At 61.2% G+C, this 24,103-nt stretch carries 21 protein-coding genes and 1 pseudogene; 12 read left to right on the forward strand and 10 right to left on the reverse strand.

Features of this window, described 5'->3' with window-relative positions; all coding sequences use genetic code 11:
* Positions 1-67: 67 nt before the first annotated feature.
* Together glyA and L9B60_RS15680 are read right to left on the reverse strand one after the other, a co-directional pair.
* Positions 68-1,321, reverse strand: coding sequence for a serine hydroxymethyltransferase (glyA, locus tag L9B60_RS15675; protein ID WP_249671567.1), 1,254 nt, complete (start codon positions 1,319-1,321; stop codon positions 68-70).
* A gap of 192 nt (positions 1,322-1,513) precedes the next feature.
* Positions 1,514-5,342 (reverse strand): annotated as a pseudogene (locus L9B60_RS15680) (sensor domain-containing protein).
* 272 nt (positions 5,343-5,614) lie between these two features.
* Here L9B60_RS15680 and ettA point away from each other — a divergent pair.
* Positions 5,615-7,279 carry an energy-dependent translational throttle protein EttA gene (ettA, locus tag L9B60_RS15685; RefSeq protein WP_249671568.1) on the forward strand — a complete coding sequence of 555 codons (1,665 nt, stop codon included), beginning with the start codon at positions 5,615-5,617 and terminating at the stop codon, positions 7,277-7,279.
* 51 nt (positions 7,280-7,330) lie between these two features.
* On the opposite strand, the gene L9B60_RS15690 is transcribed toward ettA, so the two are convergent.
* From L9B60_RS15690 to L9B60_RS15705, 4 genes are all read right to left on the reverse strand, one after another.
* Positions 7,331-7,801 (reverse strand): GreA/GreB family elongation factor, encoded by a 471-nt coding sequence (locus L9B60_RS15690; protein WP_249671569.1) that lies wholly within the window; start codon positions 7,799-7,801, stop codon positions 7,331-7,333.
* Positions 7,798-8,148 (reverse strand): hypothetical protein, encoded by a 351-nt coding sequence (locus tag L9B60_RS15695; protein WP_249671570.1) that lies wholly within the window; start codon positions 8,146-8,148, stop codon positions 7,798-7,800. The genes L9B60_RS15690 and L9B60_RS15695 overlap by 4 nt, the downstream gene beginning before the upstream one ends.
* Before the next feature lie 229 nt (positions 8,149-8,377).
* Complete coding sequence (locus L9B60_RS15700; RefSeq protein WP_249671571.1) at positions 8,378-10,231, reverse strand: Lnb N-terminal periplasmic domain-containing protein; 1,854 nt, start codon at positions 10,229-10,231, stop codon at positions 8,378-8,380.
* Between the two features lie 84 nt (positions 10,232-10,315).
* The gene (locus L9B60_RS15705) at positions 10,316-10,804 is read right to left on the reverse strand and encodes a DUF3015 domain-containing protein (RefSeq protein WP_249671572.1); all 489 of its coding nucleotides are present in this window, start codon (positions 10,802-10,804) and stop codon (positions 10,316-10,318) included.
* A 266-nt stretch (positions 10,805-11,070) separates the two neighbouring features.
* Between L9B60_RS15705 and L9B60_RS15710 the strand changes: the two genes are divergently transcribed.
* From L9B60_RS15710 to bamJ, 5 genes are all read left to right on the forward strand, one after another.
* Entirely contained in the window at positions 11,071-13,509 is a 2,439-nt protein-coding gene (locus tag L9B60_RS15710; RefSeq protein WP_249671573.1) for a Lon protease family protein, read from the forward strand.
* A gap of 161 nt (positions 13,510-13,670) precedes the next feature.
* Complete coding sequence (locus tag L9B60_RS15715) at positions 13,671-14,012, forward strand: PA4575 family protein (protein WP_249671574.1); 342 nt, start codon at positions 13,671-13,673, stop codon at positions 14,010-14,012.
* Positions 14,013-14,211: 199 nt separating this feature from the next.
* Positions 14,212-14,700 (forward strand): TIGR00645 family protein, encoded by a 489-nt coding sequence (locus tag L9B60_RS15720; RefSeq protein ID WP_249671575.1) that lies wholly within the window; start codon positions 14,212-14,214, stop codon positions 14,698-14,700.
* A 107-nt stretch (positions 14,701-14,807) separates the two neighbouring features.
* The gene (locus L9B60_RS15725) at positions 14,808-15,113 is read left to right on the forward strand and encodes a DUF6482 family protein (protein WP_249671576.1); all 306 of its coding nucleotides are present in this window, start codon (positions 14,808-14,810) and stop codon (positions 15,111-15,113) included.
* A 96-nt stretch (positions 15,114-15,209) separates the two neighbouring features.
* Positions 15,210-15,827, forward strand: coding sequence for a BamJ family beta-barrel-assembly machinery protein (gene bamJ / locus L9B60_RS15730; RefSeq protein WP_249671577.1), 618 nt, complete (start codon positions 15,210-15,212; stop codon positions 15,825-15,827).
* 81 nt (positions 15,828-15,908) lie between these two features.
* On the opposite strand, the gene L9B60_RS15735 is transcribed toward bamJ, so the two are convergent.
* The 3 genes from L9B60_RS15735 to L9B60_RS15745 all read right to left on the reverse strand — a co-directional run bounded on the left by L9B60_RS15735 (position 15,909) and on the right by L9B60_RS15745 (position 17,724).
* Positions 15,909-16,151 carry a PA4570 family protein gene (locus L9B60_RS15735; RefSeq protein ID WP_249671578.1) on the reverse strand — a complete coding sequence of 81 codons (243 nt, stop codon included), beginning with the start codon at positions 16,149-16,151 and terminating at the stop codon, positions 15,909-15,911.
* 148 nt (positions 16,152-16,299) lie between these two features.
* Entirely contained in the window at positions 16,300-16,638 is a 339-nt protein-coding gene (locus tag L9B60_RS15740) for a zinc ribbon domain-containing protein YjdM (RefSeq protein WP_249671579.1), read from the reverse strand.
* 117 nt (positions 16,639-16,755) lie between these two features.
* Positions 16,756-17,724 (reverse strand): polyprenyl synthetase family protein, encoded by a 969-nt coding sequence (locus L9B60_RS15745; protein WP_249671580.1) that lies wholly within the window; start codon positions 17,722-17,724, stop codon positions 16,756-16,758.
* A gap of 239 nt (positions 17,725-17,963) precedes the next feature.
* Here L9B60_RS15745 and rplU point away from each other — a divergent pair, with 239 nt between their 5' ends.
* From rplU to L9B60_RS15770, 5 genes are all read left to right on the forward strand, one after another.
* Positions 17,964-18,278 carry a 50S ribosomal protein L21 gene (gene rplU, locus L9B60_RS15750; RefSeq protein ID WP_003176051.1) on the forward strand — a complete coding sequence of 105 codons (315 nt, stop codon included), beginning with the start codon at positions 17,964-17,966 and terminating at the stop codon, positions 18,276-18,278.
* A 34-nt stretch (positions 18,279-18,312) separates the two neighbouring features.
* On the forward strand, positions 18,313-18,570 hold the full coding sequence (rpmA, locus tag L9B60_RS15755; RefSeq protein WP_008371588.1) for a 50S ribosomal protein L27: 258 nt from the start codon (positions 18,313-18,315) through the stop codon (positions 18,568-18,570).
* A gap of 207 nt (positions 18,571-18,777) precedes the next feature.
* Complete coding sequence (cgtA, locus tag L9B60_RS15760; protein ID WP_249671581.1) at positions 18,778-20,001, forward strand: Obg family GTPase CgtA; 1,224 nt, start codon at positions 18,778-18,780, stop codon at positions 19,999-20,001.
* A 106-nt stretch (positions 20,002-20,107) separates the two neighbouring features.
* Positions 20,108-21,226, forward strand: a complete 1,119-nt coding sequence (gene proB, locus L9B60_RS15765) for a glutamate 5-kinase (RefSeq protein ID WP_249671582.1) — start codon at positions 20,108-20,110, stop codon at positions 21,224-21,226.
* Positions 21,227-21,238: 12 nt separating this feature from the next.
* Positions 21,239-21,700, forward strand: a complete 462-nt coding sequence (locus L9B60_RS15770; RefSeq protein WP_249671583.1) for a CreA family protein — start codon at positions 21,239-21,241, stop codon at positions 21,698-21,700.
* A 208-nt stretch (positions 21,701-21,908) separates the two neighbouring features.
* Here the strand turns inward: L9B60_RS15770 and rpsT are convergent, their stop codons facing one another.
* On the reverse strand, positions 21,909-22,187 hold the full coding sequence (gene rpsT / locus L9B60_RS15775) for a 30S ribosomal protein S20 (RefSeq protein WP_007924739.1): 279 nt from the start codon (positions 22,185-22,187) through the stop codon (positions 21,909-21,911).
* Positions 22,188-22,438: 251 nt separating this feature from the next.
* On the opposite strand from rpsT, the gene murJ reads away from it, so the two are divergent.
* On the forward strand, positions 22,439-23,977 hold the full coding sequence (murJ, locus tag L9B60_RS15780; RefSeq protein WP_249671584.1) for a murein biosynthesis integral membrane protein MurJ: 1,539 nt from the start codon (positions 22,439-22,441) through the stop codon (positions 23,975-23,977).
* Positions 23,978-24,103 lie beyond the last annotated feature (126 nt).

Consider the following 24,103-nt stretch of genomic DNA (forward strand, 5'->3'; position numbering starts at 1 on the left):
GGCGCGGTTTTCGCAAATAAATCCGCTCCGGTAGGAGCGGATTTATCCGCGAAGGGTTACTGCGCTATCAGTTGCCGTAAACCGGCAGCTTGGCGCAGATGGCCTTGACCTTCTCGCGAACGGCGTCGATCACCGCTTCGTTGGAAAGGTCTGCCAGGATGTCGCAGATCCAGCCAGCCAGCTCTTTGCACTCAGCCTCTTTGAAGCCGCGAGTGGTGACCGCTGGGGTACCGAAGCGCAGGCCGGAGGTGACGAACGGGGAGCGAGGGTCGTTTGGCACGGAGTTCTTGTTCACGGTGATGAACGCGCGGCCCAGGGCGGCGTCGGCGTCTTTACCGGAGATTTCCTGCTTGATCAGCGACAGCAGGAACAGGTGGTTCTGAGTACCACCGGAGACCACGTCGAAACCGCGCTCGATGAACACGCTGGCCATGGCCTGGGCGTTTTTCACCACTTGTTGCTGGTAAGCCTTGAACTCAGGCTGCAGCGCTTCCTTGAAGCACACGGCCTTGGCGGCGATGACGTGCTCCAGCGGGCCGCCCTGGGCGCCCGGGAAGACGGCCGAGTTCAGCTTTTTCTCGATCTCGGCGTTGGCGCGCGCCAGGATCAGGCCGCCACGTGGGCCGCGCAGGGTCTTGTGGGTGGTGGTGGTCACCACGTCGGCGAACGGCACCGGGTTAGGGTACACGCCAGCGGCGACCAGGCCGGCGACGTGGGCCATGTCGACGAACAGGTAGGCACCGACCTTGTCGGCAATGGCGCGGAAGCGTGGGAAGTCGAGAATCTGCGAGTAGGCAGAGAAACCGGCCACGATCATTTTTGGCTTGTGCTCAACGGCCAGGCGCTCGACTTCGTCGTAGTCGATCAGTCCGTTGGCGTCGATGCCGTACTGCACGGCGTTGTACAGCTTGCCCGACGAGCTGACGCTGGCGCCGTGGGTCAGGTGACCGCCGTGGGCCAGGCTCATGCCCAGGATGGTGTCGCCCGCTTGCAGCAAGGCCAGGTACACGGCGCTGTTGGCTTGGGAGCCGGCGTGTGGCTGGACGTTGGCGTAATCGGCGCCGAACAGCTCCTTTGCCCGGTCGATTGCAAGCTGCTCGACCACGTCGACGAATTCGCAGCCGCCGTAGTAACGCTTGCCTGGGTAGCCTTCGGCGTACTTGTTGGTCAGGACCGAGCCCTGGGCTTCCATCACCGCGGGGCTTGTGTAGTTCTCCGAAGCGATCAGCTCGATGTGCTCTTCCTGGCGCTGAGCTTCTTGCTCCATGGCGGCAAAGAGATCGGCGTCGTACTTGGCAAGTGTCAAATCACGGCTGAACATGGCGGTCCTCAAGGATCGGGGCTGGAAAAGGTGGGCATTCTACCCCATCGGCTTTTATCTGGCATATGAAAGGGAGTCATTGCGTGGACGAGTGGTGTTCATGTCGACCGAGGTGGCTTCTTCGCGGTAAATCTGCTCCTACGGGCAATGTTGTAGGAGCGGATTTATCCGTGAAGAAGCCAATGCCGACCTTCAGTCGAACATGAAGAGGGCATCGTTGCTGAACTGCGCCTCGAACCGGCTGGCCTGCATCGGTCGGCCGAACAGGTAGCCTTGCACCTCGTCGCAGCCGTGTTCGCGCAAAAACTCCAACTGCTCGTGGGTTTCCACGCCCTCGGCGATCACCGCCAGGTTCAGGCTGTGGGCCATGGCGATGATGGCGCGAGCGATCTGCGCGTCCTGTTCGCCTTCGGGCAGGCCGTCGACGAAGGTGCGGTCGATTTTCAGCACGTCGATGGGGAACTGCTTGAGGTAGTTGAGCGACGAGTAGCCGGTGCCAAAGTCGTCCACCGCGATGCTCAGGCCCAGGTTCTTCAGGCTGTCGAGGATCTGCATGGCTTCGTTGACTTCGCGCATCAGGATGCTTTCGGTCAGCTCCAGCTCCAGGCACGCCGGCGGCAGGCCGGTTTCCTTGAGGATGCTGGCGATGCGCTCACCTAGCTGGCCATCGGAGAACTGCCGTGCCGAAATGTTGACCGAGACCTTGGGCACGCGCACCTTGGCCTGGTGCCAGGTTTTCAACTGGCGGCAGGCCTCGCGCAGCACCCAGTCGCCGACGTCCACCACCAGGCCGAGTTCTTCCAGCACCGGGATGAAGTCACCTGGCGGCACCAGCCCGCGACGCGGGTGGCGCCAGCGCAGCAGGGCTTCGGCACCGGTCAGGCGCTTGCCGTCACCGCTGAACTGCGGTTGGTAATACAGGATGAATTCCTGTTGCTCCAGGGCATGGCGCAGGTCGCTTTCCAGCTCCAGGCGCTCCAGGGCGCTGGCGTTCATGTCGGCCTGGTAGAACTGGAAGTTGTTTTTGCCGCGCTCCTTGGCGTGGTACATCGCCGTGTCGGCGTTTTTCATCAGCTGGCTCAGCTCGTTGCCGTCCTGGGGGCTCAGGGCGATACCGATACTGGCCGTGACGAAGAACTCGCGGTTCTCCAGCACAAAAGGTTTCACCAGGCTTGCGAGGATCTGCTCGGCCACGCTGATGGCGCGGTTCAGGGCTATCTCGCGGCTGACGCGTGGCTGCAGCAGCAGGGTGAACTCGTCGCCACCCATGCGCGCCACGGTGTCGTCGTCATCCACGCAGGCCAGCAGTCGCGTGGCCATGTCCTTGAGCATGCGATCGCCGGCGGCGTGGCCCAGGGAGTCGTTGATCGGCTTGAAACGGTCCAGGTCCAGGAACATCAGCACCACCCAGGACTTCTGCCGTTCGGCCTGTTGCAGTGCCGTGTACAGGCGGTCCTGGAACAGGGTGCGGTTGGGCAGGTGGGTCAGGGCGTCGTAGTACGCCAAACGGTGGATGCGCTGTTCGCTGGCCTTGCGTTCGCTGATGTCGCTGAAAAAGCACACGTAGCTGGCCAGGTCGCCTTCGTCGTCCAGCACCGCGGTGATGCCCACCCAGGCCGGGTAGTGCTCGCCGCTGCGGCGCTTGAGCCATACCTCGCCTTCCCAGGTACCGGTTTGATGCAACTGCTTGATCACATAGCGCAGGTGGGCTTCCTGCTGCTCGTCCACCGTGAGGATATTGGGTAGCTGGTCCAATACCTGCGCCACTTCGTAGCCGCTGACGCGGCTGAAGGCCTCGTTGGCCTGGACGATGTAGCCGGCAGGGTCGGTGATCAAAATCGCCGAGGTGGAATGCTCGAACACCGTGGCCGCCATGCGCAGGTCTTTTTCGGCGCGGCGTTGCTGGCTGATGTCACGGGCAACGCCGAGGATGCCTTCGAACGTGTTGTGTTCGTCCCACACCAGTACCAGGCGCAGTTCGATCGGGATCTTGCGCCCGTCGGCACGCAGGCAATCGAGCAGGAACAGTTGGGTGGTCAGTTGGCTGCGCAGTTCGGCCAGTTGTTCGGGCTTGTCGAGCACCCGGCTGACCCGTTCGATCAGGCTGAAAATGCCGTTCAATTGCTGCGGGTTGGCGATGATCGACTGCCAGCCGTTGTCGAATATCCAGTCCACTTCGTAGCCCAGCACCGCCTGTACCGAGGGGCTGACGTAGTTGAGCTTGAGCAGGTTGTCGGTGGAAAAGATCACGTCGCTGATGCTTTCGGCGAGCATGCGGTAGCGCTGCTCGCTGTCGCGCAACGACTCGCTGGCTTCGATCTGGTCGGTGACGTCCTTGGCCACGCCGATGATGCGCGTGACCTGCTCGTTGCTGTCGCGGCTCAGTACCTGCTCGCGGATGTCGAAGCGCCGCCAGCGGCCATTCTTGTGGCGAAAGCGCAACTGGCACTGCAGCAGTTGCAGGTCGACGTGGGCGCGGCTTTCCAGGCGCATGCGATGGTAGTCATCGGCATCTTCGGGGTGCAGCAAAATCTCCCAGAAGTACTCGCCCATCTCGGCCAGCTCTGCCTTGCCATAGCCCAGGGTCTGGCCCAGGTGGTGGTTGCTGTAGATCATCCGCTGGCTGAGTACATCTTGCACGTACAGGTGGTCGGGCACGGTGCGCACCACGTCCGACCAGAAGCTTTCGCGCTCCACCAGCGACAGTTCGACCTGCTTGCGGCTGGTGATGTCATTGATGCTCAGGATCACCGCCGAGTAGTCCTGCGATTGCTCGGGCAGGCGCACGGTCAGCCACAGGTATTGTGCCTGGCCGGTACGATCATGAATCTGCAGTTCCATTTCCAGCTGTTTGGCCTGGCCCAGCAACGCGTGCACGATGCGGTAGCAGACGCTGTCGGCATTCAGCGGGCAGCCATGCATCAGCCGCTCCCAGGCACCTTGGCTTGCGTCGACGTTGAGCAGGCCCAGGGCGATGGTGTTGACTTCGGTGATGCGCAATTGCTCCAGCAACGTGAAGCGCTGTTCGCCAGCGGCCAGCAGCCAGCGGTCGAAGTCGGCCTGGCTGTGCAGTTGCTGGCGGCCCAGGAAACCGTGCAGCCCCGACAGGTCGAGCACGCAGAGGGCCACCCCGGTACCGTCGAAGATGTCCTGGTAACGCCGTCGGCCTTCTTGCAGCGCGCGTTGGCGGCGGCGCAGGTTGACCAGGGCCAGGAACGGGAACAGCGAGCAGATCAACCCCACCAGGCATTTGCCCACCAGGGCCGGCAGCAGTTTGAGGCGCGCCTGCTGGGGGTCGAACAGGCTGTGCAGTTGCCAGTCGCTGTTGGGCAAGGGCGATACGCGCACGCTCAAGCGTTGTTCACGCTCGGTCAGGGCCGGCAAGTCGGTCGCCTGGGGGGCGTCGCGGTAGATGACCTGGCCTTGCCGGGCGTTTTCCAGCAGCCACTGCGGGCCATTTTTCTGGTTGATCTGGCGGGTGAACAGCGGCAACACGTTGGCGCTCATGCGCAGCAACCAATAACCGCTGGTCGGTTGCCCGGGCCGGCGCAGCAGCAACAACACCTGTTGGCGGTCCGGGCTATTGCTGTAGAAGAACGCCTGGTTGTCGCTGTGCTCGATCAGTGCCTGGGCGTCGGCGTCGGGTTCCTCGCCCACGCCATTGGCGTCCAGCCAGGTGACGCTCTGCAGGTGGGGCAGGGCCTGGCGCAGGGTGGTGGCGATGATCTGTTTGTCGTGGGCCGAAGGCGCTGGGGCGCTCGCCTGCAATTGGTTGAGCGCAATCTGGCTGTTGAGCGCCATGGTTCAGGCGGGTGTAGTCGGCCTGCACGGCGTTGTGTTCAATGGTGTGCCGGCGTTGTTCGGCCACGGTGCGCTGGTATTGATCGATCAACTGCCAGAACAGCAGCGCCACCAGCAGCAGTACCAGTAGGGCCAGGGCGCCTTTCAAGGTGCCGCGCAGGGGTTCGCCATTGGCACGGTTCGCCGGTCGCAGGGGTGACGGTTGGGAGAGATTGGTCAAACTGTGATCCTGCGATCTGACGGGCGGTGGCAGGTAAAAACGATCCGGGTCACGTATCGGGGTAACCACGATTCGGACAAAACGCCGTGCACTATAAGCCTGACGCCCGAAGGGCGGCTAGCATGCCTTGAGTTATGGCAAAGTGCCAGCTCTGTTCGTCGCCCGTTTGCCCTGCCACGCGCATTCCGGTAGCTTTGGCATTCTTCGGGGAGTTGCAGCGCCCGACTCTCCTTTCGCACTTTTTTCATCTGTCTACAGACACCAGGTTTTCCATGGCTCAATACGTCTACACCATGCATCGGCTGAGCAAAGTTGTTCCGCCGAAGCGGGAAATTCTCAAGAACATCTCCCTCTCGTTCTTCCCGGGCGCCAAGATCGGCGTACTGGGCCTGAACGGTTCGGGCAAATCCACCTTGCTGAAGATCATGGCCGGTGTCGACAAGGAATTCGACGGCGAAGCACGCCCGATGCCCGAGCTCAACGTGGGTTATCTGCCGCAAGAGCCACAACTTGACCCTACCAAGACCGTGCGTGAAGTGGTCGAGGAAGCTGTTAGTGTAATCAAGGATGCCCAGGCTCGCCTGGACGAGGTGTACGCCGCCTACGCAGAACCTGATGCCGACTTCGACAAACTGGCCGCCGAACAGGCCAAGCTCGAGGCCATCCTGCAGGCAAGCGACGGGCATAACCTGGAACGCCAACTGGAAGTGGCCGCCGATGCGCTGCGCCTGCCGGCCTGGGATGCCAAGGTAGAGTTCCTGTCGGGTGGTGAAAAGCGCCGCGTGGCCCTGTGCCGCCTGTTGCTGTCGGCCCCCGACATGCTGCTGCTCGATGAACCAACCAACCACTTGGACGCTGACTCCGTGGCGTGGCTGGAGCACTTCCTGCACGATTTCCCGGGCACCGTGGTCGCGATCACGCACGACCGTTACTTCCTGGACAACGTGGCTGGCTGGATCCTGGAACTGGACCGCGGCGCGGGCATCCCTTACGAGGGCAACTATTCGGGTTGGCTGGAAGCCAAGTCCGATCGACTGGCGCAGGAGTCCAAGCAGCAGTCGGCCCACGAAAAAGCCATGAAGGAAGAACTGGAGTGGGTGCGCAAAGGCGCCAAGGCCCGCCAGTCCAAATCCAAGGCTCGCTTGCAGCGCTTCGAAGAAATGCAATCGCAGGAATTCCAGAAGCGTTCGGAAACCAACGAGATCTACATCCCGGCTGGCCCACGCCTGGGCGACAAGGTCATCGAGTTCAAGAACGTCAGCAAGGGCTACGGCGATCGCCAGTTGATCGACAACCTGTCCTTTGCCATGCCAAAAGGCGCGATCGTCGGCGTGATCGGCGGTAACGGTGCCGGTAAGTCGACCCTGTTCCGCATGCTGATGGGCAAGGAACAACCGGATTCGGGCAGCATCGAAATCGGCGACACCGTGCAACTGGCCTGCGTGGACCAGAGCCGTGACGACCTGGACGGCAGCAAGACTGTGTTCCAGCAGATCTCCGACGGTTCGGACCAGATCCGCATCGGCAACTACGAGATCCCGTCGCGTACCTACGTGGGGCGCTTCAATTTCAAGGGCGGCGACCAGCAGAAGTTCGTCAAGGACCTGTCCGGTGGTGAACGTGGCCGCTTGCACCTGGCCCTGACGCTGAAGGAGGGTGGCAACGTCCTGCTGCTCGACGAACCGTCCAACGACCTCGACGTCGAAACCCTGCGTTCGCTGGAAGAAGCGCTGCTGGACTTCCCTGGCGCCGCCATTGTGATCTCTCACGATCGGTGGTTCCTGGACCGTGTGGCCACGCACATCCTGGCTTACGAAGACGATTCGCAGGCGATTTTCTTCGAAGGTAACTACACCGAGTACGAGGCCGATCGCAAGAAACGCCTGGGCGATGCCGCTTCCCAGCCGCACCGCGTACGCCACAAGAAACTGGCGTAAGGCAACAGTAAAAAACGGGGCCTGCGGGCTCCGTTTTTTTATGCCTGCGGTTTACGCAGGTTGTTGGGCGATCTCGATGATTTCGATCAGCACATCGCCGGCCGGGCGCTGCCAGCGCACCTCGTCCCCGACCTTGGCGCCGAGCAGTGCCTTGCCCAGCGGCGATCCCCAGTTGATCAGGCCTTTGGCCGCGTCGGCCTGGTCTTCGCCCACCAGCGCGATGTGCTGGGTGTTGTCATGCTCGTCGGCGAAGGTTACCCAGCTGCCGATCTGCACCTTGCCCGTGGTGTTCTGCGTGGGAATAACCTGGGCGCTTTGCACGCGTTGAGTGATGTAGCGCAAGTCGGCCTGACGCTGGGCATCGTTCTCGCCCGGGGTTTGTGCCAGCAATTGCTGCAAGCGCGCTTGCAGTTCCAGCAGGCCCTGGGGCGTGACGTAGTTGGGTTGCTCGCTGACCCGGCGCTCGACAGGGGCGTTGGCCTGGGCGGCGGCCTGGTCTTCATTGACGAAAGCTCGGCTCATGGATGATAAGCCCGCCCTTCACCCTGGGTTTTCTGCTGCTGCCAGGCCCGCTCGCGGTCATCGCCATGCTGCGTGGCCCAGTCATCGTTATTATGGTTTTGCACGCTGGCCTGGCATTGGCGGAAACCGTCATCCCAGCCGGTGCTGTACTGCTTGTCTTTCAAATAGCGCGGCACATTCTTGGTGAACTGCCCGGTAATCGAGCCTGCGGCCTGGCGACCACTGCCGCAGCCATCCTGAAAGCCATCGGCGAAGGCCGGTGGGTATCCTTGTTGCACCATGGTGTCGTGGGTCGAAGCACAACCCGCCAACAGTAGCCACGCACCCACCACCATCCATCGCCACATGATCACTCTCCTCGCACCCCATACCTTTAGGAGCGGACTTATCCGCGAAAAATTCAACGCGGTTTCTCCTGAAGCACAGCGGCGTTCTTTTCGTGGATAAATCCGCCCCCACAACAGCATGCAAGGCCTGTAGGAGCGGATTTATCCGCGAACAAATCAACGCGGTTAATCAGAGTCTAGAAGTGATCGTGTGCAGGGCGCGTCAAGCCCATGTGATAAATCCGTTGGCTCAGTAGTGGTACCACTTCAATTCCAGCATGACCTCATTGCGCGCCGACGTCAGTTGGCTGAAGTCGCGCTGTGCGCTCAGGCGCAGGCCCAGGTTGCGCGACAGCTCCCATTGCTGGTTCAGGCTAAGGGTGCGGCGCACTTCGCCGTTGGTGAAGTAATCGCCCTTGGCCTCTAAGCTCAAGTTGCCCAGCGGGTTGCGCCACAGCAGGCCGGTATCAAAGCCGGCGGCAGGAGACACCAACGCCGAAAAGTCATTGTTGTGTTCCACGCGCACCGTGCCCAGGGCAAACCCCAGGGCGTTGTCGCCCAGTTGCCAGGTACCGCCGGCGCCGCCGTTGACATGGCTGACCAGGGTTTCGTCGCCATGCTTGCCCAGCACCCGTTCAAGGCCGCCAGTCACTTGCCAGCTCAGGGGTTGCAGCAGTTCGTTGCGCGGCGTCATGGAGCGGATGGTGGCCAGGTCCAGGCGTTGCAATTGCCAGTGGTTGCCTTCGTACTGGCGCACCTTCAGGCCAAGGATTTCGATCTGCGCGCCCAACGGAAAGCCATAGGCGTTGTCGTTAAGGTCGTGGTAGGCCATGCGCAGGCCGTATTCGGCGAAGGCGCGGTTGTCACGGCTGCCGGCACCCACTTGCCAGGTGCGCGAGTCGTGGCCGTCTTCCGGCAGCCCTGGGCGCTCGATGTCCAAGGGCGGCGGTGGGTTCTGGTTGATCGCCTTGAGCAACTGGAAGCTGCGCTGGGTACGGCTTTTATCGCGTTCCTGGGCGGTGGCACGGTAGCGCTCCAGGCGAAATGCCGCGTCCTGGATCAGCGCCTGGCGCGGGCGCGGCAGGGCCTTGAAGCCGGTGCTCTGCAGCAGGTCGGTATCGGCGGCGATCTGCAGCACCCATTGCTGCTCTTCGGGGTCCAGTGGCTTGGCCCGGGCCAGCAGTTCGCGTTCGCGGGAAGGGCGGTAGTCGATCTTTTCCACCAACCCTGCCTGTTTCACTGCCTTCACGGTGTCGGTAGGGATGGCGGTGAGCTGGAATTGCGGCGTCAGTTTCAGGCTGGGCCGCGCCACTTGCAGCAGTTCGAGCAGGCGGTAGGAGCAGTTTTCGTCGAAGAAGAAATAACCGAAGCGGATCTGCCGCAGTTCCCACACGTGCTCGACCATGCGCGAGGTTTCTTCAGGCGTGAGGTTGAGGCGGTATTCCCACAGGTCGCGGTTTTCCAGGCTGCGGTATTCGGAGAGCTTTTCCTGGTACGGCACCATGGCGAACAGCCCTGGGTAGCCGCCCATCAGGCCTTTCCAGGCATAGAGGATGCTGTTGTCGCTGCCCTCGATGTAGGCCCCGAAGTTGATCGCGTAGCTGAGCAGGGCGGTGTTGTCGCGCTGCACGTCGGCCTGGTCGATGCGCAGCAGGGTGTGGCCGAACATCGACGAGGGACTGTTGAGGTAGGCCGCCGGGAAAATCAACACCGCGCTGTGGGGCGCCACGTCCTTGAACCACTGGTTGAATTCAGTGCAGTCCACGCTCGGCAGGTCGGTGAGCTGCAGTTGGCTGCGCAGCCAGCGGGTGCGCGCCGGGAAGGTGCACTGGGCGTGCTTGTCGCCCAGGCTGGCCGGGGCATACAGGGCCTTTAGCGTGGCTGCCAGTTCCGCATCCGGATGATGCGCGCCGTCGGCGGCCAGGAAGAATTTGTCATCATCGACGTAACTGCGCCAGCCACCCAGCTTGCCGGTTTCATAGTGGCCCAGGGAGATCCAGTACGGATCATTGGCCAGTTGCTGTAAACGCGCGTTGTCGACGAAGGGAGCAGCATGCAGCGGGGCGCACACACAGAGCGCCATAAAGGCCAGGCGTTTTAGCATGTCGGGCAACTAATTCAGGAAGTTGGTCGGCTGTTCGCAGGCAAGGCCAAGCCCACCCCCGTGAAGGGGTGGGTGGGTTCGAGCTTAGGCTTGTGTGGCGTATTTGGCCAGGCGAGAGTCGCCCTTGAGCACCGCCATGGTGTTGCTGTGAACGTCGTCGGCGGTCACGTCGGCGGTCTTGAAGATTTCCTGGAAGTGCTGATGGGTCACGGATTCAAAGTAGGCGCGATCCTGTGGTGCAACGCCCAGTACCACCGCGTAGGTGGTGAGCGCTTCGCCCTGACCCTTGGCCATGTCTTCGGAAAGCTCGTCCATCATGCCGTTCATGGCAATCCAGGACTTGCCGCCGTAGGTCAGCGCTGCGTTGGTCGAGCAACCGTTGGTGCCCGAGGTCATGCCGAACGTGGCGTTGCCCGAGGTGCCGTTGGTGGTGGATGCAAGGAAGTGAGCCGGGGTGCCGCGCTGCCCTTCGAACAGCATGTTGCCCCAACCGCAGTCCGGTCCGCCGGGCGCTTGGGCCATGGCATGGAGCGAGGCTACGGAGATCAAGGTACCCAGAAGAATCCGTTTCATAGCTTTGTTCTCTTTTTGATGTGCAAACCATAGGTCAGGGTTGCCTGGCACGTCTCGGCTCCAGGGTGGACCGGTTATTTACCCAGTCGCGCAGTTTGGAGTTTAGGCAGGTTCTCGCAGTTCCGTGATTTTTTGGCCTGCGGCAAGCTTTTAGCGCTAAGCGTCAAGCGAAGGCCGCCGCGCTCAACTTGCGGGTTTCAGCTTGCAGCTTGCGGCGCTTCAGCGCCAGAATGCCGTCATCTGCCCCGCCGAAGTAAGGATGCCCGATGCCTGATCCTGTTGCTGCCAGCCTGCGTCTTGCGCCAGAAGCGCTGACACGTCCGTTTTCCGCTGAACAGTTCAGCTTCTCCACCACCAATGATCTGGAGCCCTTTCGCGGTGTGCTTGGCCAGGAACGTGCTGTCGAAGCCTTGCAATTTGGCGTCGCCATGCCTCGCCCTGGGTATAACGTGTTTGTCATGGGCGAGCCCGGCACCGGCCGGTTCTCATTCGTAAAGCGCTACCTGAAAGCCGAAGGCAAGCGGCTGCAAACCCCTTCCGACTGGGTGTACGTCAACAACTTCGACGAACCCCGTGAACCGCGAGCCCTGGAGCTGCCACCGGGCCGCGCGGGGGCCTTCATCGCCGATATCAATGGGCTGATCGACAACCTGCTGTCGACCTTTCCAGCTGTGTTCGAACACCCCTCCTACCAGCAGAAGAAGAGCGCCATCGACCGCGCCTTCAACCAGCGCTATGACCGCGCCCTGGATGTGATCGAGCGCCTGTCCCTGGAAAAGGACGTGGCCCTGTACCGCGACAGCACTAACATCGCCTTTACTCCGATGCTCGATGGCAAGGCCCTGGACGAAGCCGAATTCGCCCAGTTGCCGGAAGCCGATCGCGAGCGTTTCCACACCGATATCTCGGAGCTGGAGGAGCGCCTCAATGAAGAACTGGCCAGCCTGCCGCAATGGAAGCGCGAGTCGGGCAACCAGTTGCGCCAGTTGAACGAAGAAACCATCACCCTGGCCCTTCAGCCTTTGCTGGCGCCGTTGTCGGAAAAATACGCGGAGAACGCCGCGGTGTGCGCCTACCTGCAAGCCATGCAGGTGTACTTGCTGAAAACCGTGGTCGAGCAATTGGTGGACGACGCCAAGACCGACGCCCAGGCGCGCAAGCTGCTCGAGGAGCAATACGCCCCGAGCCTGGTGGTGGGCCACCCGATCAACGGTGGCGCACCGGTGGTGTTCGAGCCGCACCCCACCTACGACAACCTGTTCGGCCGTATCGAATACGGCAATGACCAAGGGGCGCTGTTCACTACCTACCGGCAACTGCGCCCGGGTGCACTGCACCGCGCCAACGGCGGTTTCCTGATCCTGGAAGCCGAGAAAATGCTCGGCGAGCCCTTTGTGTGGGATGCGCTGAAGCGCGCCCTGCAATCGCGCAAGCTGAAGATGGAGTCGCCGCTGGGCGAGTTCGGCCGCCTGGCCACCGTGACGCTGACGCCGCAGCACATCCCGCTGCAGGTCAAGGTGATCATCATCGGCGCGCGCCAGCTGTACTACGCACTGCAGGACGCCGACCCGGACTTCCAGGAGATGTTCCGGGTACTGGTGGATTTTGACGAAGACATCCCCATGGTCGACGAGAGCCTGGAGCAGTTCGCCCAGTTGCTCAAGACCCGCACCTCGGAAGAGGGCATGGCGCCGCTGACCGCCGACGCCGTGGCGCGCCTGGCAACCTACAGCGCGCGCCTGGCCGAGCACCAGGGGCGTTTGTCGGCGCGCATCGGCGACCTGTTCCAACTGGTCAGCGAAGCCGATTTCATCCGCCACCTGGCCAGCGACGAGATGACCGACGCCGGCCATATCGAGCGTGCGCTCAAGGCCAAGGCCACCCGTACCGGTCGGGTATCGGCGCGCATCCTCGATGACATGCTGGCCGGCATCATCCTGATCGACACCGCTGGCGCTGCCGTGGGCAAGTGCAACGGGCTGACGGTGCTGGAAGTCGGTGATTCGGCCTTTGGCGTGCCGGCGCGCATCTCCGCCACGGTATACCCCGGTGGCAGCGGCATCGTCGACATCGAGCGCGAGGTCAACCTGGGCCAGCCAATCCACTCCAAGGGCGTGATGATCCTCACCGGGTACCTGGGCAGCCGCTATGCCCAGGAATTCCCCCTGGCGATTTCGGCAAGCATCGCCCTGGAGCAATCCTACGGTTACGTGGACGGCGACAGCGCTTCCCTGGGCGAGGCCTGCACGCTGATTTCGGCGCTGTCGAAAACCCCACTCAAGCAATGCTTTGCCATTACCGGTTCGATCAACCAGTTCGGTGAAGTGCAGGCGGTGGGTGGGGTCAACGAGAAGATCGAAGGCTTCTTCCGCCTGTGCGAAGCCCGCGGCCTGACCGGTGAGCAGGGCGCGATCATCCCCCAGGCCAACGTCGCGACCCTGATGCTCGACGAAAAAGTCTTGCAGGCGGTGCGCAACGGCCAGTTCCACGTGTATGCGGTGCGCCAGGCCGACGAGGCCCTGAGCCTGCTGGTGGGCGAACCTGCGGGGGCGCCGGACGAGGATGGCAACTTCCCCGAGGGCAGCGTCAATGGTCGGGTGGTGGAGCGCCTGCGTGCCATTGCCGAAATGATCAGTGAAGATGACCTCAAGGAAGCCGAAAAGGAGTTGCTGCAGCAGGAACTGGCTGAAGTCAAACCGGTGTAGGCCGATGGTGGGTGCCGAACGACCATTCGGCGCCCGACCATTCTGAAAGAACTTGCGCGTGGCGGATTTCTTCTATTCTCAGCTCAAGGATATCCACTGGTCGCTGGATTGAAACAGCCCCCCTGCGGGCTGAAGAAAGGCTTCATCCGAGGGACTTCGCCATGCCGCGCAGCCTCTGCCTCACCCGCCAATGCCTGGGTCTGGTGACCCGCATCGAATGCAGCATCCGCCCCCTTGCCGGCGACACAGGCATGTGGACCTTGCTGTTTGCTGCCGGAATGTCCGGCGAACAACCTTCCGCGATCAAATGCCAGGGGCCCTTTGCCGGGCCCTTCGTGGCCGAGTCAGTGATGGATGCCATCGTCGACAGCCTGACCCTGCACGGCTATCAGGTGGCCCACGACCCGCAGATCTGGTGCCTGCACTTGCAAGCCGAATTGCGCAAGATGAACGGCGAGCGAACGCGAAACATCGGCGACTACCAGTTTCATCCCGAGCATTAATTGGTAACGGGGTGTAACCCACCGGTAGTAGCGGATTCATCCGCGAAAAGGTATCCGCGATATGCCTGATACACCGCGCAGACCTTTTTGCGGATGAATCCGCTACTACAAACTGGGCCGTGCGACAGGGGGTCGCAGGCTTACTCATGCCAAGCCAATGGGTATAATCGAGCCCATTTCTGGCCTTGTGTGAGTGGTAATGGAACGCTTTATCGAACGAACAATGTACGCCTCGCGCTGGCTGCTGGCGCCGATCTATGTCGGCCTGTCCCTGGGCCTGCTGGCCCTGGCACTGAAGTTCTTCCAGGAAATCTTTCACGTCATCCCCAACGTCTTCGCCATGGCCGAGTCGGAGCTGATCCTGGTGCTGCTGTCGCTGATCGACATGGCGCTGGTGGGTGGCCTGCTGGTGATGGTGATGATCTCCGGCTACGAGAACTTCGTTTCCCAACTGGATATCGACGATGGTGTCGAGAAGCTCAGCTGGCTGGGCAAGATGGACTCCACGTCGCTGAAGATGAAGGTGGCAGCCTCGATCGTGGCAATTTCCTCGATTCACCTGCTGCGGGTGTTCATGGACGCCAAGAACATCGAACCGCAGTACTTGATGTGGTACGTGATCATCCACATGACCTTCGTCATCTCGGCCTTTGCCATGGGCTACCTCGACAAGCTCACCAAGCATTGAGTGTTTTGAGCTAATAGACAGGCGGTCGTCCGGCCGCCTTGTGCTTTCTGCATTCCTGTACAAAAAATAAACTGCGTACAACCCGCTTCCAACAAGAAGGTGCAGTCATGAACGTTCAGGAACTGACCACCCACGCAAAAGCCGGCCAGATCGACGAGCTCAACCTGATCTCCCTCGAAGGTGGCATTTACCTGCTCGAAGCCCGCATGCACGGCAAGGTGCACGTGCTTCACGACAAGCCCGGCCACGCCATTCACCTGCGTTCGGTGGAGCATGCGCGGCAAATGCTCCAGTTGGTGCCGGTGTTGCCCTTCCACCTGATCCATAAATCCGTGCACGACGAAATGTGCGGCCTGGGTGACAGTGCCGAAGAGGACCTGAAGGTGCCGATCTCATTTCGCGCCACGCATTAGAGCGTGCTAGGCTGCTCGCCCTTTTAGTCAGGGCGCGCCGCAGTTGGCATCCCCACGCGGGGTGTTTTCAGCGCGGCCCTACAGCGGAGCAGTGACATGTCCGAAGTAAATCTGAGCACCGACGAAACTCGCGTCAGCTACGGCATCGGCCGCCAGCTGGGCGACCAGCTGCGTGACAACCCGCCACCAGGCGTGGCCCTGGACGCGATCCTGGCCGGCCTGACCGACGCCTTCAATGGCCAAGCCAGCCGTGTCAGCCAGGAAGACCTGTCGGCCAGCTTCAAGGTTATCCGTGAAGTGATGCAGGCTGAAGCCGCTGCCAAGGCCGAAGCTGCCGCTGGCGCTGGCCTTGAGTTCCTGGCGCAAAACGCCACGCGTGACGGCATCACCACCCTGGCCTCGGGCCTGCAGTTCGAAGTGCTGACCGCAGGCGAGGGCGCCAAGCCATCGCGTGACGACAGCGTTCGCACTCACTACCACGGCACCCTGATCGACGGCACCGTGTTCGACAGCTCCTACGAGCGTGGCGAGCCTGCGGAATTCCCGGTCGGCGGCGTTATCGCTGGCTGGACCGAAGCGCTGCAACTGATGAACGCCGGTAGCAAATGGCGCCTGTACGTGCCGAGCGAACTGGCTTACGGCGCTCAAGGCGTGGGCAGCATCCCGCCGCACAGCGTGCTGGTGTTCGACGTCGAGCTGCTCGACGTTCTGTAATACCGTTGTTCGCGGATAAATCCGCTCCTACAGACGCTATTGCGTGTAGGGGCGGATTTATCCGCGAAGCTCTTCGCATTTTCAATGCAGCCCCGCCACCGGGCGCAATGCCCGCGCATAGCAGAATAGAAACAGGTTTCGCACCAGCTCCTTGAGCACGATCGGTTCACTTGAATTGAGCCCATGCAGGTCCAGGTCGCCCTGGTCGCGCAGTTCATCCAGCGCTTCTTCCTCCAACACCGCACACACTTCACCGGTTTCACGGTGCAGGATGCGCAGGTAAGGGTGTGGGCGGTCCAGCCAGGCGTCGATGAGGTAGGTCATGAGATATTCTCCTTGAAGGCGTTCAATGAGAATAATTCTTATTCAAAGAATAGCAAGGCACTATTGGTAAAAAAGCCGACACAGGTATAGCGGGGCAGGGTGCAAGCCACGGCGGGCGGCCTGCGGACCATTCGTCAGCAGGCGTTTCTCAAACTTTGCGGACGAACTCCGACTTCAGCTTCATCGGGCCGATGCCGTCGATCTTGCAATCGATGTCGTGGTCGCCATCGCACAGGCGGATGTTCTTGACCTTAGTGCCGACCTTGACCACCAGCGAGGTGCCCTTGACCTTCAGGTCCTTGATCACGGTGATGGTGTCGCCGTCCTGCAGCACGTTGCCGACCGAATCCTTCTTCACCGCGTCGTCGGAAGCAGCCTCGGCTTCGCCGTTGGCCGACCACTCGTGGGCGCATTCGGGGCACACCAGTTGGGTGCCGTCTTCGTAGGTGTATTCAGAATTGCATTTGGGGCAGGCAGGCAGGCTCACGCGCGTTCCTTGGTTCAGGAAAATAAAGGCGCATATTATATAGGGTTTTAATCGGTAGGGGCGAATCCGGCTCCCGTAGGAGCGGATTCATCTGCGAAAGCCGCGCCGCCAATCAAATCAGTGCGTGCGTGCCACCGCAAACTCGCTCAACTCAACCAATGCGTCGCGGTATTCGCTGGCCGGCAGGGCGTCAAGGCAGGCGATGGCGCGCTTGACGTAGTCGCGGGCCAGGTTGGCGGTGTAGTCCAGTGCCCCCGAGCTCTCGACCGCGGCGCGGATGCTTTCCAGGTCTTCGATGCCGCCTTTCTGGATGGCCTGGCGCACCAGGGCCGCCTGCTCGGGCGTGCCTTCGCGCATGGTGTAGATCAGCGGCAAGGTTGGCTTGCCTTCGGCCAGGTCGTCACCGACGTTCTTGCCCAGGGTTTCGGCATCGCCGCGGTAGTCCAGCAGGTCGTCGACCAATTGGAAGGCCACGCCCAGATGGTCACCGAAGGTGCGCAACGCTTCGCTTTGCTCCGGCGTGGCGTCGGCCAGCGCTGCGGCGCTGTGGGTGGAGGCCTCGAACAGCATCGCGGTTTTGCCGCGGATCACTTCCATGTAGATTTCTTCGGTGGTGCTGGCGTCGCGAACCTTGGACAGTTGCAGCACTTCGCCTTCGGCGATGATGCGCGTGGCCTGGGACAGGATCTTCATCACCGGCATCGAGCCCAGTTCGACCATCATCTCGAACGAGCGCGAGTACAGGAAGTCGCCCACCAGCACGCTCGGGGCATTGCCCCACATGGCGTTGGCGGTGGAGCGGCCACGGCGCATGCCGCTCATGTCGACCACGTCGTCATGCAGCAGGGTGGCGGTGTGCAGGAATTCGATGGTGGCGGCCAGCAGGCGCAACTGGTCGCCTTCGCGACCCAGGGCCTTGCCACACAGCAACACTAATAAAGGACGCAGGCGCTTGCCACCGGCCGAGGTGATGTAATCACCGATTTTCGAGACCAGCGGGACCCGAGAAGTCAGCTGCTTCTTGATGATGGCGTCGACGGCGGTAAAATCATCCGTCACCACGCGGTAAAAAGCTTGGGGTTGCATCAGCGACAGGTGCTCCAAAAGGGTTGCGCGGCATGCTAGGTCGCAGGTTCCGCCCTGTCAAGGCGCGATGGACGGCTACTTGCAAGGCGCGCGTGGCTTGCGTACAATCGCGCACCCTGAACTTCCTGGGCAGCACCTGCCTTACGCAATTGCATTCGGGTCGTTCCACCCCATGCAGCCATGCCAGCCGACACTCTACTTATAAAGCGCTGGGTGAGCAGGATAATCGGAGAAATACCATGTCGTACGCAGTAATTGTTACTGGTGGCAAGCAATACAAGGTCGCCCCAGGTGAATACCTGAAGATCGAAAAACTGGAAATCGCCACTGGCGAATCCGTGACTTTTGATCGCGTTCTGTTGGTCGCCAATGGCGATGACGTGAACATCGGCGCTCCAGTTGTTGCTGGCGCTACCGTTGTGGCTGAAGTGATCTCCCAAGGTCGTCACGATAAAGTCCGCATCATCAAGTTCCGTCGTCGTAAGCACCACATGAAGCGTATGGGCCACCGCCAGTGGTACACCGAGATCAAAATCACCGGTATTCAGGCTTAATTTCAGCCTAATTCCTCACTAGGAGAATTGACTCATGGCACACAAAAAAGCTGGTGGTAGTACCCGTAACGGTCGCGACTCAGAAGCCAAACGCCTTGGCGTGAAGATGTATGGCGGCCAGGCTATCATCCCGGGCAACATCATCGTGCGTCAGCGCGGTACCCAATTCCACGCCGGTTACGGTGTTGGCATGGGTAAGGATCACACCCTGTTCGCTAAAGTAGCAGGCGTGATCAAGTTCGAAGTAAAGGGCGCCTTCGGTCGTCGTTACGTGAGCGTTGTCGCGGCCTAATCGCGAGAATGCTGGAGAAGCCCCGTCTTGCGACGGGGCTTTTTCGTTTGTGGGGTTCTGGTGAGTCTCTTGCAAAGCTGTTTGCATGGGCTGCTGGCGTTGGTTGTTTTATGACCGTTTATCGGGTCCGCCGCGCTCATCTTTGCAAGAGCCTTATGTCTTTGTGTTTTACCAAGCTCGTCCGTGTGGCGAGAGGCGTTTTTTTAAATGAAGTTTGTAGATGAAGTTTCGATCCGCGTAAAAGCTGGCGACGGCGGCAATGGTTGCATGAGCTTCCGTCGGGAAAAATTCATTGAGAACGGTGGCCCCAACGGCGGTGACGGTGGTGACGGCGGCTCGATCTACATGATCGCCGACGAAAACCTCAACACCCTGGTGGACTACCGTTACACCCGTCACTTCGACGCCGAGCGCGGTTCGAATGGCGGCAGCACCGACTGCACCGGTAGAAAAGGTGAAGAGCTGGTGCTGCGCGTGCCGGTCGGCACCACTGTGATCGACTCCGCTACCCAGGAAGTCATCGGTGACCTGGTCAAGGCCGGTCAAAAGTTGCTGGTTGCCCATGGCGGCTGGCACGGCCTGGGTAACACCCGTTTCAAGTCCAGCACCAACCGTGCACCGCGCCAGACAACGCCAGGCAAGCCAGGCGAGCAGCGTGACCTGAAGCTGGAAATGAAAGTGCTGGCCGACATCGGCTTGCTGGGCTTGCCGAACGCTGGCAAGAGCACCTTCATTCGCTCGGTATCGGCCGCCAAGCCGAAAGTCGCCGACTACCCGTTTACCACCCTGGTGCCAAACCTGGGCGTGGTCAGTGTCGACCGCTGGAAAAGCTTCGTGATTGCCGACATCCCGGGCTTGATCGAAGGTGCTTCCGACGGTGCCGGCCTGGGTATCCGCTTCCTCAAGCACTTGGCGCGTACCCGCGTGCTGCTGCACCTGGTAGACATGGCGCCGCTGGATGAAACCAACGCTGCCGATTCGGCCGAGGTGATCGTCAACGAGCTGACCAAGTTCAGCCCGTCCCTGGCAGAGCGCGAGCGCTGGCTGGTGCTGAACAAGTGCGACCAGATCCTGGAAGAAGAACACGAAGCGCGCGTCAAGGAAATCGTCGACCGCCTGGAGTGGGAAGGTCCGGTCTACGTGATCTCGGCCATTGCCAAAGAAGGCACCGAGCGCCTGACCCGTGACCTGATGCGTTATCTGGAAGATCGTGCCGATCGCCTGGCCAACGACCCGGCCTACGCCGCCGAGTTGCGTGACCTGGATCAGCGCATCGAAGACGAGGCGCGTGCCCAACTGCAAGCGCTGGACGATGCGCGTACCTTGCGCCGTACTGGCGTGAAGAGCGTGCACGATATCGGCGAAGACGATGGCTTCTGGGATGAGGAAGATGCAGAAGACGGTCCGGAAATCATTTACGTCCGCGACTGATTTCTTGCGATAAACTACAGCGCCGCTCTTATGAGCGGCGTTTTGGTTTCTGGTTTTTACACGTGGTTTCTACAGACAGTTTCTACCGGGCAAAGGTTGGAAGAACATGCGGAGCAAGGTGACGGGTGCGCAGCGCTGGGTCGTGAAGATCGGCAGCGCGCTACTGACAGCTGATGGCAAGGGCCTGGATCGCGCCGCAATGGGCGTCTGGGTTGAGCAAATGGTCGCGCTGCACGAGGCGGGCGTGGAGCTGGTGCTGGTGTCTTCCGGGGCCGTGGCTGCCGGCATGAGCCGCCTGGGCTGGGCCAAGCGACCCAGTGGCATGCACGAACTGCAAGCGGCGGCCGCCATCGGCCAGATGGGCCTGGTGCAGGCTTGGGAGTCGAGCTTTGCCGAGCACTCGCGCCACACCGCGCAGATCCTGTTGACCCACGACGACCTGTCCGACCGCAAGCGTTACCTCAACGCGCGCAGCACCTTGCGTACCCTGGTGCAGTTGGGTGTGATCCCGGTGATCAACGAAAACGACACCGTGGTCACCGACGAAATCCGTTTTGGCGACAACGACACCCTGGCGGCGCTGGTGGCCAACCTGGTCGAGGCTGACCTGCTGGTGATCCTCACCGATCGCGACGGCATGTTCGACGCCGACCCGCGCAACAACCCTGATGCGCAGCTTATCTATGAGGCCCGCGCCGATGACCCGAGCCTGGATGCGGTGGCTGGCGGTACCGGCGGCGCGCTGGGGCGTGGCGGCATGCAGACCAAGCTGCGCGCGGCGCGCCTGGCGGCTCGTTCGGGTGCGCACACGATCATCGTGGGTGGGCGCCTGGAGCGCGTGCTGGATCGCCTGAAGGCCGGCGAGCGCCTGGGCACGCTGTTGTCGCCCGAGCGCGGCATGCTGGCGGCGCGCAAGCAGTGGCTGGCTGGCCACCTGCAAACCCGCGGCACCTTGACCCTGGACGACGGCGCGGTGCAGGCCTTGCTGCAGGGGCGCAAGAGCTTGTTGCCAGTGGGCGTGAAGGGCGTACTGGGTGGCTTCCGCCGTGGCGAGATGGTGGTGTGCGTGGCCCCGGATGGTCGTGAGATCGCCCGTGGCCTGGCCAACTACAGTGCCGTGGAGGCGCAAAAAATCATCGGCCAGTCTTCCGAGGCTATCGAGAGCCTGCTGGGCTACATGGCGGAGCCGGAACTGGTGCACCGCGACAATTTGATACTGGTCTAGAAGGAAGTCCTGATGCGTATGATCAAGGGTGTGCTCGGCGCGCTGCTGTTGATGCCGATGTTGGCGTCGGCCGAAGAGATTGGCCAGGTGTCGACGGTGTTCAAGTTCGTCGGCCCTAATGATCGTATCGTCGTCGAGGCGTTCGATGACCCCAAGGTGCCGGGCGTCACCTGCTACCTGTCCCGCGCCAAGACGGGTGGGGTTAAGGGTGGCCTGGGCCTGGCCGAAGACCGTGCCGAGGCGTCGATTGCCTGCCGCCAAGTGGGCCCGATCCAGTTGCCGGACAACCTGAAGGATGGCGAGGAGGTGTTCAAGGAGCGCACCTCGCTGGTGTTCAAGACCATGCAGGTGGTGCGTTTCCTGGACAAGAAGCGCAATACGCTGGTGTACCTGGTGTACAGCGACCGGTTGATCGAAGGCAGTCCGCAGAATGCGGTGACGGCGATTCCGATCTTGCCGTGGGCCCAGCAGTAGCGCGACCCAGAGGCGGCGCGTATTGCCTGTTGGGGCGGATTTATCCGTGAAAAGCGCGGTGATCGATGTCTGATTCTGTGCGGTGTATTTTTCGCGGATAAATCCGCTACTGCAGGGTGGGTCCATGACCGTTTTGCGGCTGTATCCATAAATCACAGACAACAAAAAACCGACCCTAGGGTCGGTTTTTCTACATCAGGCGAATCGCTTAGGCTGCAGCAGCCAGATTCAGTGCCTTGATGTGGCCATTCAGACGACCTTTATGGCGAGCAGCTTTGTTCTTGTGGATGATGCCTTTATCGGCCATACGGTCGATAACAGGAACAGCCAGAACGTAAGCAGCTTGTGCTTTTTCGGCGTCTTTTGCGTCGATGGCCTTAACTACGTTTTTGATGTAGGTACGGACCATGGAACGCAGGCTGGCGTTGTGGCTGCGACGCTTCTCAGCCTGTTTTGCACGTTTTTTGGCGGAAGGTGAGTTGGCCACCGTCGAGCTCCTCGAAAGACTTGTTAAATAGCAAACAAAATAGGCCGCGAATCATGCCGATGAGTTGATGAGTTGTCAAGGGCGCTTGAGACGTTCCGCTGAGTGGTCACCTTCGCCGGTGAAGTGATTCACTTCTGGCGCATGACCTGTAAACTCGCGAATTTTGGCTCTGTCTGCTGATGCGGCGCGGAGTATCGCACAACTGGGTGGCTAACCGCCTGCTCTTTGTCTAAAAGGCGCGAAAACTTTCGATGAATCTTCTTAAATCCCTGGCTGCCGTCAGCTCCATCACCATGATTTCGCGGGTGCTGGGCTTTGTGCGCGATACCATCCTGGCGCGCATTTTCGGTGCCGGCATGGCCACCGACGCCTTTTTCATCGCCTTCAAGCTCCCCAACCTGTTGCGGCGGATCTTTGCCGAGGGCGCGTTTTCCCAGGCGTTCGTGCCCATCCTGGCCGAATATAAAAGCCAGCAGGGCGAGGAGGCGACGCGCACGTTCGTCGCTTACGTGGCCGGCATGCTCACGCTGATGCTGTCGGTGGTTACCGTGGCCGGCATCCTGGCTGCGCCCTGGGTGATTTGGGCCACGGCGCCAGGTTTTGCCGACACGCCGGAAAAATTCGAGCTCACCGCCGACCTGCTACGGGTGACCTTCCCTTATATATTATTGATCTCGCTATCGTCCTTCGTCGGCGCCATCCTCAATACCTGGAACCGTTTCTCGGTGCCGGCCTTCACGCCGACGCTGCTCAACATCAGCATGATTTTTTTCGCGCTGTTCCTCACGCCATACTTTCACCCGCCGGTGATGGCACTGGGGTGGGCGACCCTGGTGGGCGGCCTGTTGCAGTTGTTGTATCAACTGCCGCACCTGAAAAAGATCGGCATGCTCGTGCTGCCACGCTTCAGCCTGCGCGACACCGGTGCGTTGCGGGTGATGAAACAGATGGGGCCGGCGATCCTCGGTGTCTCGGTGAGCCAGATCTCGCTGATCATCAACACCATCTTCGCCTCGTTTCTCGCCGCAGGCTCGGTGTCGTGGATGTACTACGCCGACCGCCTGATGGAATTGCCATCCGGCGTATTGGGCGTGGCCTTGGGCACTATATTGCTGCCCACCTTGGCCAAGACCTACGCCAACCGCGACCGCCACGAGTACTCGCGCATCCTGGACTGGGGCCTGCGGCTGTGTTTCATCCTGGTGTTGCCGTGCTCCCTGGCCTTGGGGATTCTGGCCGAGCCGCTGACCGTGGCGCTGTTCCAGTATGGCAAGTTCAGTGCCTTTGACGCGGCCATGACCCAGCGCGCGCTGATCGCCTATTCAGTGGGGTTGCTGGGGATCATCTTGATCAAGGTGCTGGCGCCGGGCTTCTATGCCCAGCAAAACATCCGCACGCCGGTGAAGATTGCCATCAGCACGTTGATCGCCACCCAGCTGTTCAACCTGCTGCTGATTACCCACCTGCAGCATGCAGGCCTGGCCCTGGCCATCAGCCTGGGCGCCTGCATGAACGCCGGCTTGTTGTTCTGGCAGCTGCGCAAACAGAAAATGTTCGAGCCGCAACCGGGCTGGGGCACGTTCTTTTTCAAGCTGCTGGTGGCCGTGGCGGCGATGTCCGCGGTGCTGTTGGGGCTGATGCACGTGATGCCGGCCTGGGACCAGGGCCTGATGCTGGCGCGGTTCCTGCGCCTGGGCGCGTTGGTGGTGGCCGGCGTGGTGGTGTATTTTGGCCTGCTGTTCGCCCAGGGCTTTCGCCTCAGGGATTTCGCACGCAAGGGCCTGGTGTAGTCTGGCAGGCTTATCGGAACGGGGTCAGGCGTCGGTTTTACAGTTTCCGACCCTGCCCGTCGTTTAGTCGCCTGTCACCGAAGGCCTTGTGTGGTTATAATCGACCACTTTATGAGCAAGAAGCGC

Origin of the sequence: Pseudomonas abieticivorans (assembly GCF_023509015.1) — a bacterium.
Lineage (GTDB): Bacteria > Pseudomonadota > Gammaproteobacteria > Pseudomonadales > Pseudomonadaceae > Aquipseudomonas > Aquipseudomonas abieticivorans.

Bases quoted from the DNA above. Each gene is read 5' to 3' on its own strand.
- glyA (WP_249671567.1), bottom strand. From the start codon at position 1,321: ATGTTCAGCCGTGATTTGACACTTGCCAAGTACGACGCCGATCTCTTT.
- ettA (WP_249671568.1), top strand. From the start codon at position 5,615: ATGGCTCAATACGTCTACACCATGCATCGGCTGAGCAAAGTTGTTCCG.
- L9B60_RS15690 (WP_249671569.1), bottom strand. From the start codon at position 7,801: ATGAGCCGAGCTTTCGTCAATGAAGACCAGGCCGCCGCCCAGGCCAAC.
- L9B60_RS15695 (WP_249671570.1), bottom strand. From the start codon at position 8,148: ATGTGGCGATGGATGGTGGTGGGTGCGTGGCTACTGTTGGCGGGTTGT.
- L9B60_RS15700 (WP_249671571.1), bottom strand. From the start codon at position 10,231: ATGCTAAAACGCCTGGCCTTTATGGCGCTCTGTGTGTGCGCCCCGCTG.
- L9B60_RS15705 (WP_249671572.1), bottom strand. From the start codon at position 10,804: ATGAAACGGATTCTTCTGGGTACCTTGATCTCCGTAGCCTCGCTCCAT.
- L9B60_RS15710 (WP_249671573.1), top strand. From the start codon at position 11,071: ATGCCTGATCCTGTTGCTGCCAGCCTGCGTCTTGCGCCAGAAGCGCTG.
- L9B60_RS15715 (WP_249671574.1), top strand. From the start codon at position 13,671: ATGCCGCGCAGCCTCTGCCTCACCCGCCAATGCCTGGGTCTGGTGACC.
- L9B60_RS15720 (WP_249671575.1), top strand. From the start codon at position 14,212: ATGGAACGCTTTATCGAACGAACAATGTACGCCTCGCGCTGGCTGCTG.
- L9B60_RS15725 (WP_249671576.1), top strand. From the start codon at position 14,808: ATGAACGTTCAGGAACTGACCACCCACGCAAAAGCCGGCCAGATCGAC.
- bamJ (WP_249671577.1), top strand. From the start codon at position 15,210: ATGTCCGAAGTAAATCTGAGCACCGACGAAACTCGCGTCAGCTACGGC.
- L9B60_RS15735 (WP_249671578.1), bottom strand. From the start codon at position 16,151: ATGACCTACCTCATCGACGCCTGGCTGGACCGCCCACACCCTTACCTG.
- L9B60_RS15745 (WP_249671580.1), bottom strand. From the start codon at position 17,724: ATGCAACCCCAAGCTTTTTACCGCGTGGTGACGGATGATTTTACCGCC.
- rplU (WP_003176051.1), top strand. From the start codon at position 17,964: ATGTCGTACGCAGTAATTGTTACTGGTGGCAAGCAATACAAGGTCGCC.
- rpmA (WP_008371588.1), top strand. From the start codon at position 18,313: ATGGCACACAAAAAAGCTGGTGGTAGTACCCGTAACGGTCGCGACTCA.
- cgtA (WP_249671581.1), top strand. From the start codon at position 18,778: ATGAAGTTTGTAGATGAAGTTTCGATCCGCGTAAAAGCTGGCGACGGC.
- proB (WP_249671582.1), top strand. From the start codon at position 20,108: ATGCGGAGCAAGGTGACGGGTGCGCAGCGCTGGGTCGTGAAGATCGGC.
- L9B60_RS15770 (WP_249671583.1), top strand. From the start codon at position 21,239: ATGCGTATGATCAAGGGTGTGCTCGGCGCGCTGCTGTTGATGCCGATG.
- murJ (WP_249671584.1), top strand. From the start codon at position 22,439: ATGAATCTTCTTAAATCCCTGGCTGCCGTCAGCTCCATCACCATGATT.